This is a genomic window from Paraburkholderia sp. WS6, assembly GCF_030464835.1.
Taxonomy (GTDB): domain Bacteria; phylum Pseudomonadota; class Gammaproteobacteria; order Burkholderiales; family Burkholderiaceae; genus Paraburkholderia; species Paraburkholderia madseniana.
Map to the genome: position 1 here is coordinate 94295 of NZ_JALQCK010000032.1, position 18257 is coordinate 112551.

Annotated in this window: 15 protein-coding genes; 4 read left to right on the forward strand and 11 right to left on the reverse strand. The window is 59.5% G+C overall.

The annotated features are described in order from the left end of the window. Window positions 1–11: 11 nt before the first annotated feature. From M0D64_RS30815 to M0D64_RS30840, 6 genes are all read right to left on the reverse strand, one after another. Entirely contained in the window at window positions 12–707 is a 696-nt protein-coding gene (locus tag M0D64_RS30815; protein ID WP_233464878.1) for a TetR/AcrR family transcriptional regulator, read from the reverse strand. Window positions 708–861: 154 nt separating this feature from the next. After that, window positions 862–2199, reverse strand: coding sequence for an MFS transporter (locus M0D64_RS30820; protein WP_266260554.1), 1338 nt, complete (start codon window positions 2197–2199; stop codon window positions 862–864). A gap of 159 nt (window positions 2200–2358) precedes the next feature. Beyond that, a complete protein-coding gene (locus M0D64_RS30825; protein WP_266260555.1) occupies window positions 2359–3498 on the reverse strand; it encodes an FAD-dependent monooxygenase in 1140 nt (379 codons plus the stop codon). A 2-nt stretch (window positions 3499–3500) separates the two neighbouring features. After that, window positions 3501–5192, reverse strand: coding sequence for an AMP-binding protein (locus tag M0D64_RS30830; protein ID WP_266260556.1), 1692 nt, complete (start codon window positions 5190–5192; stop codon window positions 3501–3503). Window positions 5193–5218: 26 nt separating this feature from the next. After that, window positions 5219–6082: a VOC family protein gene (locus M0D64_RS30835; protein ID WP_266260557.1), complete on the reverse strand. Its 864-nt coding sequence runs from the start codon at window positions 6080–6082 to the stop codon at window positions 5219–5221. Between the two features lie 15 nt (window positions 6083–6097). Continuing rightward, window positions 6098–7357: an alpha/beta hydrolase gene (locus M0D64_RS30840; RefSeq protein WP_266260558.1), complete on the reverse strand. Its 1260-nt coding sequence runs from the start codon at window positions 7355–7357 to the stop codon at window positions 6098–6100. A gap of 121 nt (window positions 7358–7478) precedes the next feature. Here M0D64_RS30840 and M0D64_RS30845 point away from each other — a divergent pair, with 121 nt between their 5' ends. The 4 genes from M0D64_RS30845 to cqsA all read left to right on the forward strand — a co-directional run bounded on the left by M0D64_RS30845 (window position 7479) and on the right by cqsA (window position 13306). Continuing rightward, window positions 7479–8420, forward strand: coding sequence for a LysR substrate-binding domain-containing protein (locus M0D64_RS30845; RefSeq protein WP_308102521.1), 942 nt, complete (start codon window positions 7479–7481; stop codon window positions 8418–8420). A gap of 153 nt (window positions 8421–8573) precedes the next feature. Then, window positions 8574–10220 carry a GMC family oxidoreductase gene (locus M0D64_RS30850; RefSeq protein WP_266260559.1) on the forward strand — a complete coding sequence of 549 codons (1647 nt, stop codon included), beginning with the start codon at window positions 8574–8576 and terminating at the stop codon, window positions 10218–10220. A 44-nt stretch (window positions 10221–10264) separates the two neighbouring features. After that, window positions 10265–11737, forward strand: coding sequence for a benzaldehyde dehydrogenase (locus M0D64_RS30855; RefSeq protein WP_266260560.1), 1473 nt, complete (start codon window positions 10265–10267; stop codon window positions 11735–11737). A gap of 279 nt (window positions 11738–12016) precedes the next feature. Continuing rightward, complete coding sequence (cqsA, locus tag M0D64_RS30860; RefSeq protein WP_266260561.1) at window positions 12017–13306, forward strand: alpha-hydroxyketone-type quorum-sensing autoinducer synthase; 1290 nt, start codon at window positions 12017–12019, stop codon at window positions 13304–13306. Window positions 13307–13325: 19 nt separating this feature from the next. On the opposite strand, the gene M0D64_RS30865 is transcribed toward cqsA, so the two are convergent. The 5 genes from M0D64_RS30865 to M0D64_RS30885 form a co-directional block, all read right to left on the reverse strand. Then, window positions 13326–14207, reverse strand: a complete 882-nt coding sequence (locus M0D64_RS30865; protein WP_266260562.1) for a response regulator — start codon at window positions 14205–14207, stop codon at window positions 13326–13328. Between the two features lie 146 nt (window positions 14208–14353). After that, entirely contained in the window at window positions 14354–15775 is a 1422-nt protein-coding gene (locus M0D64_RS30870) for a sensor histidine kinase KdpD (protein WP_266260564.1), read from the reverse strand. Between the two features lie 380 nt (window positions 15776–16155). Beyond that, window positions 16156–16980, reverse strand: coding sequence for an alpha/beta fold hydrolase (locus M0D64_RS30875; RefSeq protein WP_266260565.1), 825 nt, complete (start codon window positions 16978–16980; stop codon window positions 16156–16158). 196 nt (window positions 16981–17176) lie between these two features. Beyond that, window positions 17177–17824 (reverse strand): cysteine hydrolase, encoded by a 648-nt coding sequence (locus M0D64_RS30880; RefSeq protein ID WP_266260566.1) that lies wholly within the window; start codon window positions 17822–17824, stop codon window positions 17177–17179. Window positions 17825–18049: 225 nt separating this feature from the next. Continuing rightward, window positions 18050–18257 (reverse strand): hypothetical protein (locus tag M0D64_RS30885; protein ID WP_266260567.1); only part of this gene is annotated, 208 nt, incomplete at its 5' end.

Below are 18257 nucleotides of genomic sequence, written 5' to 3' on the forward strand. Positions count from 1 at the left end.
CAGGTGAATAACTAACCGGCCTTCGGCGTTTTGTCGATCATCAGCGACAGATGATCCAGATCCTCGCGCAGCAGCGCCAACGCCTCGCTTACGGCGCTGCTGCCTTTCAATTGCCGTTTGGCCGGCCGTACGACCGATTGCACTGCGAGCTCCGCGATCGTGTCGGCGATCTCGATCGCGCTGCTCGCGCCCTCCGGCTTGTACCAGAACGCGGGCCAACTGCACATGCCGATGAGCGTGAACGCCGTGACCTTGGCGTCGACAACCCGGAACACCCCGGCGCTCACTCCTGCTTCGATGGCCGCAGTAAAGTTGTTCAGCACCGCGCGCTTCGCATCTTCGTTCGCACGATAGGCGCGCTCGGGCAACTGCTGCTCGGTGCGTTGGATCACGCGAAATTCGTTGTAGTGGCTCAGAATCAGCATCGTATGCTGATGAACCAGCAGGCGCAGACGCTCTTTCGGATCCGCGTCCGTCTCGGCAACTGCCTGGCTCGACAGCCGCCTCGCTCGTAACGTGACCTCCTCGACCAGCGCGGTGAGTATCTCGTCCTTGTTCTTGAAGTAGTAATAGACGGCAGTACGTGTCACGCCGAGCGCCTCGGCGATTTCCTGCATCGACGCACCGCCGAAACCCTTCTCGATGAAGAGCGCGGCCGCGGCGTTCAGTATCTGTTCTTTTTGTCCGTCAGCATTCACCTTTGCCACGAAACCACTCCTGATAGCGGTCGACGGCCAGAATGCCGCCCTACCGTAGTGTTGTGTTTGCGTGATTGTAACGCCCGGATTTGGCGTTCCGTACTGTCGTCGGCTATGCCTCTTTGTCCTGCGGATTGGACGTGTTGTGCCGGACCGGCACTTTTCACCCGGAAGCCGGGATGCGCTTCACGCGGCGCTCATGCAGTCGGCCAAGACTGCCGACAGCCACCGCCGCCAACACGGTCGGCACGGCTGACACGAGCAAGGTCTGATCGACGCTCCATGCGAGCGCCATCAACTGCCCGCCAGCCAGCGGCCCAAGCACAGCGCCGAGTCTGCCAAAACCGAGCGCCCAGCCCGCACCGGTAGCACGCGTCCTTGTCGGATAGATCGTGACCGCCAGTGCATTCAGGCCGGATTGACCGCCGAGAATGCAGAATCCGGCGAATGCGATGCAGGAGATAGACGCCAGCGGCACCGTATGGAAGTAGCTGATGCCGACAATGGCAATGCCACCGAGGGCGAAATTGACAAACAACACCGCAGCAAAGCCACGGCGATCTATCAACATGCCGAGCGCAAAATTGCCCACCAGTCCGCCGAGCCAAAGTGCCGTGCCCGCCAGCACCGCTTTACTGGACGAATAGCCTGTGCCGCTCATCAACACGGGGATCCATGCGGCGAGGAAGTACGCGCACAGCATGTTGGCGAAGTTCGCGGCCCAGAGCAGAGGCGTGACGATTCGCCGGCCTTCGCCCAGCAACATCGTCAGCGTGTTGCCGCCGAGTGCTTTGTTCGCGGGCGGCACCGTGGGCATGGCGGCACCTGGCGCCACCTGGTGTAGCAGTAGCAAGGTACGTGGTGTTTGTGGGTGCCGTAGCAGGCAAAATTGCAGCGACTCGGGAAGCGCCGCGAACATTGAGAGGGAAAGCAGCGCAGTGAGCAATGCGCCGGCGTAAAAAACACCGCCCCAGCCGAACGGCGCAATCACGAGGGCGGCAATCCCGCCGCCAACCACCCCGCCGACGATGTAACCCGACGACACCGCCATCATCAAGCTCACGCGGATGCGTGCCGGGCTGTATTCGCCTGCGAGAGCCATGGCATTCGGAACGATCGCGCCCATTCCGATACCGGCGGCAAACCGAATGCCGATCAGTGCACCGATCGAGTGTGCGAAAGGTGTCAGCACCATGCAAAGCGCGATCCAGGCAGTCGCCGCAATCAGCATCGGACGGCGGCCGATCTTGTCAGCCCACCCCGCGAGCACCAGCGATCCGGCGAACATGCCCAGCAATCCGGCCGCGAACACCGGGCCCAACACGGAGCGGCTGGCGCCCCAGGCTTTTATCAAGGCCGGAGCGGCGTAGGCCATCGCCTGGACATCGAAGCCGTCGATCACCATGCATAACGCGCATAAGCCGAGCACGCGCCACTGCGTGGCGGTAACGGGTCTGCCATCAAACAATGAAAAAGTGGTTTCTTCCCCAGTTGATGCCATGGTTGTCTCCTAACCTGATTTCTATCGTCGGTGCGGATGCCCGTAAATGGACGCACCCGCCACCGCACCACCCTTCTGTCATTCAATTGACTTTCACATCTTTTATTTGACGAGTTTGACAAATGCTGGGCAAAAAAATGAACCGTATCGGTCGAAACTTCAGTTCACCGCTTCACCGTAAAATCGTTCGTATTGGCGAATGAATTCGGGGTCGCGCTCGCGTAGATCTTCATGCGTGACACGTCCGGTACGGCGCATATAGTCGTAGGTGAAGCCGATCGGATCGAGATGCAGCTTGTTGCCGACGTTTTCATACCAATCAAGGCTCTTTGCCGCAGCCAGTTGGAAGCGATCCGAAGCGGAGCGGCGCGACGCCTCGAAATGCGCGAATGCAGCCTTGATGTCAGTCGCGTGGGCACACAGACCTTCGAACAGCGCGATCGAATCTTCCATCGCCATACGCGTACCGGAGCCGAGCGAGAAGTGCACCGAGCGCAGCGCATCCCCAATCAGAATCATGTTCTCGTGGTGCCAGTTCTCGTTTTTGACTGTCACGGCTTCAAACCATGTGGACTTGTTCGACAACAGACCGTGTCCGTCCAGGTCTTCGGCGAAAACCTGTTCGCAGAAGGCGCGGCTGTCCGCATCGCTCATTTCGCCCAATCCGGCGCGTGCCCACGTCTGCGGATCCGTTTCGATGAGAAACGTGCTCATCCGGTCGCTGTACGCGTAACTATGGGCGATGAACACGCCGAATTCGGTTTCGCGAAAAATCAGCGAAACGGCATGAAACGGCTTACTGGTTCCGTACCAGGCAAACTTGTTGCGACGCTGCACAAAGGACGGTTTGAAGGCATCCGCATACTGCGCGCGGGTCCGGCTGTTCACGCCATCCGCCACCACTACGAGATCTGCCTGACGCAATGCGCCCAGCTCGTCCACGCGAGCGTTGAACCGTAGATCGACGCCCGCCGATCTGCATTCGGCATGTAGAAACTGCAGTAAGGCAATACGGGCGACCCGCGAAAAGCAGTTGCCATGGATCAGCACATGCACGCCGCGATGGACAATTTCCATGTGCTCCGAACGCACGTGGCCGGCGGTAAACCGGCGGAAGAACTCGGGATCCGATTTCTCGAGAAACGACAGCGCGACATCCGAGAACACCACACCCCAGCCGTAAGTTGCGCCGGTGTCATTCTGTTCGTAAACCCGGACCGTCCATTCCGGAAAGCGTCGTTTGACCAGATACGAGAAAAACAGCCCGCCCGGCCCTCCTCCTACGATATTGATGTCCATCCTCAGTCTCCGGTTCTGGAAGTTGAAACGTTCGCGGCGGTTTCGGCCTCGATAGCTTCGGCGATGATCCGGCGCATCGCCGGTTTGTCGACTTTGCCAACCCGTGTCACCGGAAACGCGTCCACGATTTCAATCCGCTCCGGACACTTGAACTTCGCGAGCCCCTGCGAGGAGAGGAATTCGATCATCTGCGGGATATTGGGCGCGGCATGTCCTTCACGAAGAATCAGAAACGCGCAGCCCTTTTCTCCGTAAAACGGATCCGGCATGGCCACCAGTTTCGCGTCCAGAACAGCGGGATGACGGCTTAGAAACGCCTCGACTTCTTCCGCGCCGATCTTCTCGCCACCGCGATTGATGTTGTCGCGCAGGCGCCCTTCGAACGAGAAGTAGGTCACGCCGTCGATGACATGCGCGCGCATCATGTCCCCGGTTCGGAAGAAACCGCTCGACGTAAAGGCTGTGGCGTTGGCCTCCGGTGCGTTGTAGTAGCCCCTCAGGCTGGAAGGACCGCGAAAACACAACTCACCTATTTCGCCGGACGCGACGGGCGATTCGCTGTCGGCATTGAGCAGAACGAGCTCATCATGTTCGCAACCCGAGCGTCCATGCGTGTGATGACGAACGAATGCGTTGACTGCCGGGCCCGAGCCGATCAGCAATCCTTCGGTCGTGCCATACATATTCGAACTGGTCACGCCGAGAAACGCTTCTAGCGCGTCGGCCCGGGTCAGACAAAAGAACAGCTTGAGCGACGACAGATCGTAATCGAGCACTTCGGCACACGCCATGATCTGCGGAGCAACCGGTCCGATTGAAACAGCATGCGTCACGCGATGCTGCTGGATCAATTCCGCCATCCGTACGATATCGACTTTCGGCATGAGTACGGTGGTTTGCCCAAGGGATATCGTGGGCACCAGCGCATACAGATGCGCCGCGTTGTGAAGCAAAGGCAGTGACCAGATCAGTGTGGCGTGTTCACCCGCCTCCACGTGCCTGGACCACGCTTCAGCATGCGCGAGGTATTCCGCGTGAAAACGCGGGATGATCTTGGGCACCCCTGTCGTACCGCCAGACAGTTGGAAGCTCAGGACGTCTTCCGAGCCGATGTGCACACCGTTCAGGACGGCCTTTGCCTCATCCAGCGAGATCGACTCCAGCAAGGCGGACAACGAATGCGTCCCCGTTGGCGCGTCGCCGCGTGCGACGACAATGTGTCTGACCGATGGGTGCTCGGCGCACATCTTCTGCGCAAAGCCGACCTGATCGAACTGCCCCACGTCGGCCTGCACGAAATACGCTTGCGGCAACGACAGGCTCGCCAGCTTGCCGATTTCAACCTCGCGGTACTGCGGCAGCGCGCAGACCGGAACAATGCCGCTCTTGTAGCATGCACACAGCGCCAGGGCGGTGTCGACGGTCGTCCCCATCTGGAACACTGCGCGTGCTCCGGGTTCGAGTCCGAGTCTGAGCAATGCCGCGGCCAGGCGGTCGCTTTGCTCATCCAACGCGCGAAACGTGATGCTGCGCTCGTCGCTGATCAAGGCCAGCGTGTCGGGAAGGCGTCGTGCCGTCGCTGCGAGCGCCTCGCCGAACGTTTTGTCGACCCAAGCACCGACCTGAAAATAATGCTGAGCGACCGATGGCTCGCAATACGCGACACCTTCGAGCGGATAATGGATGCCTACCATGTCTGTCTTCTCCAGTCGACGCGTTCTTATTGTTCGACGATGCGAACGCGGTCTTTGTCAAACGTATCGATACGCCCGCACAAACCACCTGTGAAGAGGCCATACCAGATCGCCGGTTTCAGACCCAGCTCCTTGCGGTTGAATTCGAGTGCGTCTTTCGATTCAATTAGAAAGTAGCCCGGCGACGGTTGCGACACGCGATACTCGGGATTGCGCCGCGCTGCATCCACCACGCTCGCGAACTCCGCCAGCGCCGGCACGAAAATGCCGGGACCGTCGCTCTTTATGCCGCATTGCCCACTCAACAGTCTGCCCTTTTCCTGCCATACAGTATCAATCTCCCGGACTTGTCCCGCATGGTCACTGGCGATCTGCTCGGCCGTGATCGCCGCCTCAAGTGTTAGCGCCGCATCCCTGGCGTCTAGCGATTGCAATGCGCGCAGCTTGACGGTGATCTCGATGAAGTAGCCGTTGGGATCGCGAAAGTAGATCGATTCGATCACTTCGTGCTGAGTGGTCGATGAGACTTCCACACCTTTCGCCTCGAGCATCTCTTTCCATGCGAGCAACTGTTCCGCGCTATCGGTCAGCCACGCAGTGTGAGTCGCATCGAATACATGGTCGTCGGGCGTGGGCGGCATCAAAGGGCGTTGTTGCGGCGGCGGTTCGCCCAAGTAATAAAAAAAGGCGATCGTGCTGCCGTTGCCGCTATCGAAGAAAAAATGAAGAAAGTCCGGGTGGCTCTCCGGGCCCCAGCCTCGCGCGGAGATCGTGTGGACAAGCGGCAGACCCAGCGTGTCGCGATAGAACTCGATGGTTTCGCGCAGCTTCCACGTCGGGCGCGCCGTGTGATCGACCCCCGACAGCCTGAGCGGTACTGATTGATTCATTCGTCAACTCCCGAGTTATAAGAAAGAGCGTTGATGCAGCCATTCGCCGACCGCGCGCGCGGCGATTGCCCGGCCCGGTTCGTCCGCGGCCTCCAGCGGTCTGCCGTGATGATCGCCACGCACGCGAACGTGGGTCTTATCGGTTGAACCGATACCGGCAAAAATGTCGGCAATGGCTAATGGAAAAGTAGTCTGATCGCCGGTGTATTCGACCAGCAACGAGGGCACGGTGACTGAAGGCGCGGTTGTTTCCAACGCTGCATTCGACGAGAGACCGGACCATGTCGAGAGCCAGGACTCCGGAGAACACAAGCGTCCAAAGCCCACCGAACCATAGTTCGAGATCACCGGATTCGGCGACCACAGCGAACCGGGCTTGCGATCGGAGGGATCGAGCGATGAGTCAAGACAGTGCAAATCGGCGTCCGTCCGCCACACGGTCATGACTGGCGTGTGGTTGGCCACGAGCTTCTGCCGATGCGACGCCACCTTGTCCTTCACGGCTTGCCGCGCGTCCTGGCGCACGGCGATCAGTTGACGGGCCATCCGGTCAAGGCGCGCCACGCGCTCCCGTTGTGCGTCGCGATAGCGGGAGACGAACTCAGCGCTATAGCGTGTTGCCCCTGGTTCGCGGGAATAGCCGTTCTCAGGGTTAAACGGGTTCAACGTATCGTCGATCGATAACGCATCGTCTTCGTCAATGACCGACGGATCGATGCACCCCATCAATAAACGCCCCTGCCCCGGATGCGGTGCCAGATAGATCATGCCGTCCACCGTCGGCAAGGTGGCACTCGCCAGATGGGTGGGACGGCCGCCAGGCGTCTTTGCGATCCGGTCTTGCGCGGATAGCGCCGATTGCTGGATGTAGAAGCTATAGAGCCCGGCACCGCCCGAATTACCGAGCAACACGATGCGCTCGAAGCCCGCCTCGCGCAGGTAGCGCAAGCCGGCCGCGACATCGTGCAGGGCAAGTTCATGCTCGAGTCGAAGATCGTTGCCGACCGAACGTGCCGCCTGGGCCCAAACCGACGCCCCCGCTCGCAGCAATCCGGGAATCAGATAGTGGAACGTGAAGTTCTCGCGCGGGTGCATCAGACAAACGACTGTCTTCGTCGATGCGCCCTGATACAAAACCCCGCAGGTGGCGGCGCCGTCTTCAGTGCGCAGCGTCGCACTGATCTGCTGTGTGGCATGCGGCAATGCATCGGGAAACCAGTCAATCGTCAATGCATGAGGACGTTCGAGAACGGTACCGGCCTGCATATTGCTCATATCAATGTCTCCGTATTCGTTGACGTTAGTATAGCTTTTTTGACGTTGTCGTCAAATTTTTGACAAAAGCACTCGATGCAACAAAACGAGGTCAGTTCAGCGGATCGCCAAACGGTATACAGTGGCGCCGTCTATCACATCGGACTCGCAAGGTGCGCCCATGTTAGATCTCAATGACTTCCGCTATTTCGTTCGTATCGTCGAGTGCGGAGGACTCACCGCCGCCAGCCGCAATCTCAACGTACCGAAATCGACGGTCAGCCATCGCCTCCAGCAGCTCGAAACAGCGCTCGGCGTGCGGCTCGTCAACCGGACCTCACGCAGGCTCAGCATGACCGATGCAGGCGAGGTGTTCTACCGGCATGCGGTCGCCATGCTGGAACGAGCGGACTTCGCCGAAAGCGCTGTGCGCGAGCGCCTGGCCGAGCCGAGTGGCACGATCCGCTTCACCACCGCGGTGGCGACCTCGCTGTTCGCCATGCGGCAGATACTTCCGGATTTCATTCACCGTTATCCGAAGATCAACGTCATCCAGCACGTCAGCGACGAGCAGGTCGATATTGCGGGCGGCAGTTATGACCTCGCGCTGCGCTCGCACAGCGGTCCACTGTCCGACTCGACCCTGGTGCAGCGCACGCTAGCACCGGCACCCTGGTTTCTGTTCGCCGCGCCCAGCTACCTGGAGCGCCACGGCATGCCACTCGCGCCGGAGAACCTCGCCGGGCACGAGACGCTGGTCATGTTGAGACACAACAGTCCAATGGCCTGGAAGCTCAAGCACCCCGTGAACGGAGAAGCGGTCGTGCCGCTCAATCCCCGGCTGGCCGGCAATGACATCGTCACCCTCAAGCAGGCCGCGCAGGACGGCCTCGGCATCGTTGCCCTGCCCGCTTACGTCTGCAACGAAGACCTGCGATCCGGCACACTCCAGCGGGTCTTGCCCGCCTGGCTGGCCGGCGAAGCCAGTATTACCGCGGTCATCCCGTTTCGTCACGGCATGCTGCCTTCCGTTCGCGCTTTTCTCGACTTTCTGATCGAGCGCATCCCACTGGTCGTCGCGTAATATCGGATCGTCCATCTCATTGGACCTGAGGTCCAGGCAAGCCATCTTGTTGTCTCCCTGAAGCAGGCCCATTCTGAACACACAGCCGGTCGGCATCGATCGATCGGTTTAACGAGCGCTTGAAGCGCTGCAAACGTGTTCAGGAGTACAACAATGAAGATGTCCAGGCGTGAAGTCCTTATTGCAGGCGCGGCAGCGACAATTGCCGCAGTCGGTACGGTTACCGGCACCGCGTCAGCCGTAGCAGTGGAAAAGCAATCTGGCAGCACCGAATCGGGTCGGCCGTCAAAGTCCGCGAAGCAATTCGACATCCTGATCGTTGGTGGAGGCTCGGCCGGCGCCGTTCTCGCGGCGCGCCTCAGCGCGGACTCGCGGCGCCGCGTTCTGCTGCTGGAAGCAGGACCGAACTTCGCACCGAACGACTACCCTCAGGTACTGAAAGACGCCAATATCGTCGCGGGCTCGCCGGCCTATGACTGGCACTACCACACCGACGACGCCGCCAGTCTGGGTCACGACATACCCGTGCCCCGAGGCCGCGTGATCGGTGGCAGCTCGGCGGTCAATGCCGCTGTCGCCATACGCGCTCGACAGGCGGATTTCGCTCGCTGGGCCAAACGCGGCATCGACGGATGGTCGTGGGAGGACGTGCTGGCCGCCTACAAGTCGATGGAAAACACACCCTCCGGCGACGACGCATGGCACGGACGTAGCGGCCCATTTCCGATCCGGCAACGTACTGCTGCGGAGAACACACCGTCGATGCGAGCCTTTGTCGACGGCGCGCAAACGCTGGGGCTGAAACATGTATCGGACTTCAATGGTGCGGACCAGCACGGTGCCGGCCCCTACACGCTCAATGTCGTCGATGGCGTGCGCATCAATACGGGCATGGCCTATCTCACGGCTGCCGTGCGTGCACGCCCGAATCTGACGATCCAGGGCGGCGCCGAAGTGGATCGCGTGGTGTTCGAAGGCAAGCGTGCCGTGGGCGTCAAGCTGGTCGACGGCCACGTTCTGTCTGCGGGTGAAGTCATTCTCGCGTCGGGGGCTTTCGGTAGCCCTGCGATTCTCATGCGCTCGGGCATTGGGCCTGCTGCGCATCTCGCCGAATTCGGCATTGCGACCGTCGCCGACCTGCCGGTGGGAAATCGGCTGCAGGACCATCCGTTTTTCTACAACGTCTACGCACTTAAGCGCGAAGCAAACGCGATGAAGCCCGCCTCCGGTGCGCTCGTGTGGACGCGCTCGCAGAGCGCTGGTCCCGGCGATCTCGATCTGCACATTTCGGGCACGCATCTGATCGACCCAAAGCTCAGCCCCACCGGGGGCGCGATTGTCCTCGCCTGCGCGGTGACACTGCCGAAATCGATCGGTCAATTGCGACTCTCGAGCCGCGATCCACGCGCGGCACCCGACATTCGCTACAACTTCTTCGATGACCAGAATGACCTCGACCGGCTGGTGGAAGCCGTGCAGTTGTCCCGCCAGATTGGAGGAAGCGCACCGTTCCTCGACGTAATCGATCACGAGATGGCGCCGGGCAATACCGTGGATGATGGCAAAGCACTCAGGGCGAACATCGTGTCGAATGTCGCCGCGTATCTGCACCCTACGTCGACCGTGCCGATGGGTGCCGATTCCGATCCCACTGCCGTAGTCGACGCGTGGGGCAAGGTACGCGGTGTCGACGCGCTGCGGGTCGTCGATGCATCGATTATTCCCGACATCCCGTCGGCTCCGACGAACGTCACGACCATCATGGTGGCCGAGCGCATCGCCGCGAGATTGTCCGCGTAGATCAGCGCGGATTCCAACAGTTGCAGTATCCCGGAGAATAGAACATGACGACCCACGCATTGCTCACGCCGACAGAAGTCTGGCGCGCGAAAATCTACAGCAATGGATGGAAGAACCCCGGTCTCGGCGCAGAGAGCGTGATCGAGAAAGCAACGGGCGCGAAGCTCGGTGAAATCGGTATCGCTTCGCCGCAGGATGTGTCGGTAGCGGCCGCGCTCGCCCGCGAGGCACAAAAGGACTGGGCGAAAACACCGGGCCCGCTGCGGGGCGATGTGCTTAGGGAGTTTGCCCGACTGGTACTCGTGCATGCCGATGAACTCGCCGATCAGATCGTCAGGGAAACAGGCTCGATCAGAGCGAAAGCATTGTGGGAAGTCCACATGTCCGCCCGCGAAGTGCTGGAAGCCGCGGCGCTCGGCAGTCAACCCGTGGGTGTGCTCACGTCCACCGCTGAGGCCGGCCGCCAGAGCATTGCAAGGCGCATCCCCGTCGGCGTCGTTGGCATCATCACGCCCTGGAACTCGCCGTTCATTCTGGGCTCGCGAGCAATCGGCCCGGTGCTGGCGATGGGCAACTCGGTGATACTGAAGCCCGATTCGCAAACACCGGTGGCGGGCGGTGTGAGTTTCGCGCGCCTGTTCGAAGAAGCCGGCCTGCCTGCCGGACTCTTCCATGTTCTGCCGGGCGGCGCCGACACGGGGGCGGCACTCGTCAAGGAACCGCTCGTCGATATGATCAGCTTCACGGGGTCGACCCGCGTGGGCCGGCAGATCGGCTCGATTGCCGGCGGACAGCTCAAGCGCGTCTCACTCGAACTTGGCGGCAACAACCCCTATATCGTGCTGGACGACGCGGATATCGAGGCGGCGGCGAGCGCCGGAGCGTGGGGTGCATTTTTCCACCAGGGACAGATTTGCCTCACTGCCGGGCGCCACCTCGTTCATGAGAACGTCGCCGAGGCGTATGCAGAAGCGCTGGTGAGAAAAGCCAGGGCGCTGATCGTCGGCGATCCCTTTGACAAGAAGGTGCAACTCGGCCCAATCATCAATGAGCGTCAGGCCGCCAACGTGGAGCGCATTGTCGCCGAGACACTCGCCAAAGGTGCGAAGGTATTGACCGGCGGCTCGCGTAACGGGCTCTTTTTCGAACCGACCGTGATCACTGGCGTGACGCGTGGCATGGCAGCGTTCGATGAGGAAATCTTTGGCCCCGTCGCGCCGATCACGACGTTCCGCTCCGACGACGAGGCGGTCGAACTCGCCAATGCCACGGAGTACGGTCTCGTAGCCGCCGTCGCATCGGCCAATCTCGCCCGCGCGCAAAGCATTGCGGACCGGCTTCACGCCGGTGTCATCCACATCAACGATCAGACGGTGCTTCACGAGGTGTATGGCCCGATCGGCGGAGTCGGCGCATCGGGCAACGGCTTCAATCACAGCACGCTGACCAACGCCGATCAGTTCAGCGAGTGGCAGTGGATCACGACCCGGTCGCGGATTCCTGCTTACCCGTTCTGATCCGGCTAGGCGCGGACGTCGTAGATACGGCGCCCGCGCCCGTCACCGCGCTCATCTCATGATGGCATCACGGATCCGACGCTTGGCGATCGGCCTCGCGCCTGTCGCCGTGGCGTGTTTGGCCAACGCTGCGCAGCCGTGTGAATCCACTGATCTGCCCCACCGGCGCAGCGGCTGAACTGCAGGCAGATTCGATGACAGGCCACACAGGGAAAAAACGACTGGCTCACTATGGGCCTGTTGTCCGTTACGGGCAACAGCCAACCTTAAGGAGCCGAAATGAAAACTGCTTTTGACAGCCTGAAAAAAAACCAACCCTCACCATCGCTTCCTGCCTTTGTGGCGTCGCGCGTCGAGCAATATTACCGGGAGCGCGTAACGGATACGTGGGGAGGCGGCCACATCATGCGCGGTCGCATCCCGGGGGCGGATGCACTGCATCTGTCGAGCAACGACTATCTCGCGATCGCGCGCCACCCCGACATCATTCGCAGTATGGGTCGAACATTGCGTTCGGACGGCAACGGACTGTTGATGTCGGGCATCTTCCTGCACGGTGATTGCCCGCAGTTGAAGTTCGAAAACCGGCTGTCGACGTTCATGCGCGCAGAGGCTGGGGTCCTGTGTCAGTCCGGCTATACGGCGAATATCGGGCTGATTCAGTCGATCGCTTCGGCACGAACACCCGTCTACGTGGATATGATGGCGCACATGTCGCTGTGGGAGGGTATTCGCAGTGCGGGCGCGATCCCGATACCGTTCAGGCACAACGACACGGCGCACCTCGAGCAGCAGATCGTGCGGTATGGGCAAGGGGTCGTGCTGGTCGACTCGATTTACAGCACGAACGGCAGCGTCTGCCCGCTTGTCGCATTCGCCGATGTATGCGAAACGCATGAGTGCGTGTTCGTGGTCGACGAGTCGCATTCGCTCGGCACGCATGGCCCGCGTGGAGCGGGACTTGTTGTCGAACTTGGACTTGAGTCTCGTGTCGCATTCCGCACAGCAAGTCTTGCTAAGGCTTTTGTCGGCCGAGCCGGCTTCATCACCTGTCCTGCCGCTTTCCAGGAGTACTTCAAGTTCGAGTCGAATCCTGCGATCTTCAGTTCCACCTTGTTGCCTCATGAGATCAGTGGGCTGGACGCGGCGCTGTCTGTGATCGAAGGTGCCGGCCGACGGCGCACGAGACTTGCGTCGAATGCCGCCTGGCTGGGCGAGCGGTTGAGGGAGCTTGGGTATAACCTGAATGCCGGTGAAAGCCAGATCATCGCGCTCGAAGCGGGTACGGAACAGCGCACGATCGTGTTACGCGACGCATTGGAATCACGGGGTATTTTCGGCTCCGTGTTTTGTGCACCGGCGACGGCGCGCAATCGTGCGCTGATCCGGTTGTCGATCCACGCTGCCTTGACCGACGCCCAGATCGAAAAGATTGTGAGCGTCTGTCGTGACATTCGCGGCGAAGTTGAGCTTGACAGATGGCCCTCCACCCGGCGCCTCGGGGACCGGCCGTCGTCCCGCAAACACAGCCACGAGCAAAGTACGGCAGACAGTGCGTTAGCGGTCTGATAGCGGCATGACATGGAGTTCACATGAGTGAACTCCATGTCTTCTGTATGTCGCGGTCCAGCCACTCGAGGTAGCGGTCGTAACTCAGCACGTGACTCAGATCGAACCCGGGCGGATTGGGGATCACGGCATAAACGTAAAGCTGTTGCCCTGTAAACCGGGTTGCCGGGTGCATATAGCTCTCCCACGCGAGGCCGTCCGCAGGGCAGTACCCGCTGGTTTGCCAGAAGTACGGCAAACTCGCGCCGCTGTCCAGGGCGTCGAAAAAGCCCGCTGGTGCGCCTTGTACGCTGGCTATCTCACGAACACCCCGCAGCGTTTCGTTCGTGTGGACAATCAGCAGATAGGACTTGCCGGTACTGTCGAGCATGAGTAGCCCGTTTGGCGAGTATGAAAGGTAATGTTCAACAATACCGAGCGAATCAAAGATTTCCCTTACCCGCGCGACCAGCGCTTCGTCACGCAAAAACGTATATTCCGATGTCACCAGCGTGTCGAGGATGGATTGACACCTGTTATCGAAGTATGCGTTCTGCATATCGCGCACCGCGCGATTCAAGGCACTGATGGCCGATGCGTCCTGCTTGCGAATGAAGCGATGAATGATGCCTTCGTTGAAGCTCTCCACCGCGATGTGCTCGTTCGCCTTTCCGGTCAGCATGATCTTGCGTACGGCAGGGTCAGCAATGCGCCGGCAGAATTCAAGACCGTTCAGCCCCGGCATGTCGTAATCCACGACGACAACCGATGTTGCCTGAAATCGGTCGTTGTCGAACACCCGATTGCGGACGGTGTCGACGCTCATCGCGATGACCTGCTGTGCCTCGTCCTCATCGGTTCGGTCCCGGTACGGTGCGAAGATCTGTTCCTCAGGTGCACCGGGACGATGGCGTTCATTCACGAACCGCAGGGCTTCCCTTGACGAACTGAAGAGCCGGAAGGCAAGGCTCGGTTCGAGTTGCAGGCACAGATTCGACAGGAATGCCGCGCTGTCGTCGACGAACGTAACCGTTGTCGGAAAATAGAATGGTTTGATCGTATCCATCGTCATGGCTTGGGAAAGGTCAACACAAATTCGGTATACATGTACTCGATAGACGTACAGTCGATGGAGCCGCCCATCACACGCATGACGTCACGACAGAATGCGAGTCCGATGCCGGTGCCGACGGAGGCGTCGTCTGCTTCAGTCGATGACGTATAGAACCGCGTGAAGATGTGGGGAAGTACATGGGACGCGATGCCGACGCCGGTATCGCGAAAGAGGAGTTGGTTCGCGCGTGGTCCAGACGCAAGCCGGATCGAGATCAGCGCGCTGTCGACATCTGCCATGCCGCGGAACGCATTTTTTAGCAGATTGAAGAGCACATGGACCACCAGCATGTCCGAGCCTTCGAACGTGAAGTCATTGATGAGATCCGTGAGCACCCGTTGTTGCTCCCCTCCGCGAAATGGATAGCGGTCGAGCGCGGTCTCCACACATTGCCTGATCGAGCACTGTGCAATCTTTTGGGAATGCCCGCCGGTGAACCGCGCGTTCGCGAGCAGCATGTCGATAATGGTATTGGAATGAACAGCCTCCTGTTCAATGCGGGAGAGTACTCCGTCCATGGAATGAAGGTGGGCGACGCGGATCTTGGGAACACTTAGCCCGCCGCCTTGAGCGATGCCGTACGTTTCGAGCAGCAAAGGCAGGTAGCTTCCGAGGCCCGCCGCGCCGGCGCGGATGGCGAGCAGCGGCGTACGTAGTTCGTGGGCAATGCTACCGGCAGTTGCCAGCATTGCCCGCTCCTGCTCGACTCGAATACGCTCCGTGTCATAGTTGGCGACAACGCCGATCGCTATAGCAAACGAAAAAATCGCCAGATGGACAAGATACGTCGAATTCACGCTGACAACGTCGGTAGTTGCCCAATAGGCGAGATACGCGAGAGCAATGCCGATCAGAAAATTGAGCAGCAGCATGAGCCAGTCGAGCAGCAACACCATGACGAAAGCAGCAATCAGCGCGCTTTCGATCCAGACGTTCGAGCCATTGTTTTTCAGCAACATGAACGCGAAAAAGAACGGCAGCGAGTAAAAGATTGTCGCGTACCAGTAGTACGGCAAGAGCTTTTTCGCCCACGACGGCCAGCGGTCGGAAAACAGGATGGGAATAAACAGCGCGGAGCCCACTAGCCGCAGCGGCAGGTTCTCGTAAGGCTGGGGAAAGAGATCGTTCCAGACATAGTAATAGAGCGGGAAGCCGACGATCGCAACGATCGAGAAGGGGCGCATCCGGCGGCTCACGTATTGCAGGTTTCGCAACGCAGGAGCGAACAGTTGGGCAAGGAATAAGCGGATCGGCACCACCGTGCGGGCGCCCCGCGGAGGTATTCTCGTTGCGTCCATTATTTCCAGAATAAAGGATTCACCGGGGTTTCTCAGGCAAGGTTCCGGCGTTGAAATTGTTGATGCTTCGCGCGGCATGTTATTTGCCACGGCCCCGGAACAAATCTTGACCTAAGGTGACGCCGATGTCACGGCAAATAATTGCCTTCAATCGCTTTGCCAACTGTTATCCGCCTGGATGGCCTTCTAACCCAGGAGGAATGAGCTGGCATATATGCGTATTGAATCAAATGGCAGCCTTCCTGAAGTCCGGGATCGCCTTCTTCGCATTCGAGACCGAAGTGGCCTGATCCCTGAAAAAGTCAGGGCATATCCATCTGGTCCTGAACTTCAGGCGATCAATGTGTTTTCACACACGCTGGCCCGCCAACGGACGGCCGATCTGAATTGAAGGCAATGGCCGCTTACGAGGTAGATCCGTCGCTTGCTCGCCCCAGCGCACCAGGATGCCTGACGATTCAGGATTTGATGAACGCCAGGAGATCCGCATTGATCGTATCGGCTTGCGTGGTGGGCATGCCGTGCGGGAAGCCTTTATAGGTTTTCAAGGTGCCGTTCTGCAGCAATTTCGCGCTCAACGGCCCAGAGTCGGCATAAGGTACGATTTGATCATCGTCGCCGTGCATCACTAACGTCGGGACTGTGATCTTCTTCAGGTCTTCGGTGAAATCCGTCTGGGAAAAGGCCACGATCCCGTCGTAGTGCGCTTTGGCTCCGCCCTCCATTCCCTGACGCCACCAGTTCATGATCACGCCTTCGGACGGTTTGGCCCCTGGCCGGTTATAACCGTAGAACGGCCCGGCAGCGACATCCCGGTAAAACTGTGAGCGGTTGTTGGCAACCTGCGCCTGAAATCCGTCAAAAACATCCTTGGGAAGACCTTCCGGGTTGTTAGCGGTCTTCACCATGAGCGGTGGCACAGCGCTGATCAGCACCGCCTTGGTTACGCGACTCTCGCCGTGACGCGCGAGATAGCGAACGACCTCACCGCCCCCGGTCGAGTGGCCCACGTGGACTGCATTTTTAAGGTCAAGATGCTCGGTAACGGCCGCAAGATCATCGGCATAGTGATCCATATCATGACCGTCGGCCGTCTGCGTTGAGCGCCCGTGACCCCGACGGTCATGCGCGATGACACGGAAGCCGAGGTTCAGGAAGAACATCATCTGGGCGTCCCAATCGTCGGCGCTCAGTGGCCATCCGTGTGAGAAAACGATGGGCTGCCCTGTTCCCCAGTCCTTATAGAATATCTGAATGCCGTCTTTGGTCGTGACCGTGTTCATCGTCATTCTCCTTGCTAAGGCGACCTGTCAAAGAAAAATGAACCACCGGCGTGAACGCGTGCGTCATAAGAAATTGCGCCGGGGTGGGTAGGTGGTCGGCAGTCCGTCCGGGAAACATGCTGGGGCGTCCCAACCAGGCAAATGCGTTTTTTAGCGCCGACAGTCTATTCGCCTGCCAGCCGATCTTACTTGTGCGTCATTCCATCGAAGCCACAACTTCGTCGGTAGTCACCACGCCGTGCGCGAGAAACGCGTAGTTGATCATTGCCGCCTTGTATCCGTCGCCCCAAACGGGATGACGCGGTCCGGCAGTGGCATCGCTAACAACATAAACTTCGAATCCCTGTTCGAGCAGATCACGCAGATGTGACTCCACGCACATGTTGGCAAGCATGCCTCCCAGGACCACCTGCCTCACTCCTCGCTTGCGCAGTTGAAGGACGAGATCGTTGGTTTGCGGTCCGAAGACCTTGTGCGGACTCACAACAACGGTCTCGCCGTCGTTGATGTAAGGCTTGAATTCGTCGAGCCAGTCAGCGCCGGAGCCTTCGAAACCTTCCAGACTCAACTGACCACTACGCGCAAATGTGCCGGTAGCGAATTCATCGGCCTCCAACGGTCCATTGAATTTCCATACGCGATCGGTCGGGAAAAAGTAATGTGGCGAAATAAAGACCGGAAACTTTGCGGACTTCGCCGCCTTGAAGATTCGCAACATGTTTTCTACCGTCTTGTTCTCTGTCACGCTTGCTCCCACCGCGCCCCAGTTCTTGCCATTCTTGCTTAAGACATCGACTTGCGGATCGATGAAAACCACGGCTGTCTCAGTTCGATCAAAGGACACTTCGGACCTCCAATAGCGTGCATGACGGCTCGCCGACTTTCACTGGCCCGAGCCTCTCCGATCAGATTAGGAAACGGAGGACTGGAAAGCAACGACGGTTCGATGGCGCGTCCAGGTTCTTGCATGCGGGCGCCGGGTGACGGGGCGCTTGATGAGTCGGCATGTTGGCTTCGCGTGCATGCTATTAACAAGCCAATGATTAAGAAGCCAACGCGACCGTTGGGGTCAGGCTGCAAAATGCAATTTCCGTGACAGCCTTTCTCCGCAGAGCAAAGCCGCGATGAGCCCTGCGAGCTCTTTCCAGTTGCGGGCAGCACTTTTGGCCAGGATCGCTGAAGGCAGCAAAGACGGGAAAACGCAAAGGAGTAATCTTCGGTACTGTGTATAGACCGGGGACATAGCTGACAGGTGTGCGGGGACATGGTTGACACTT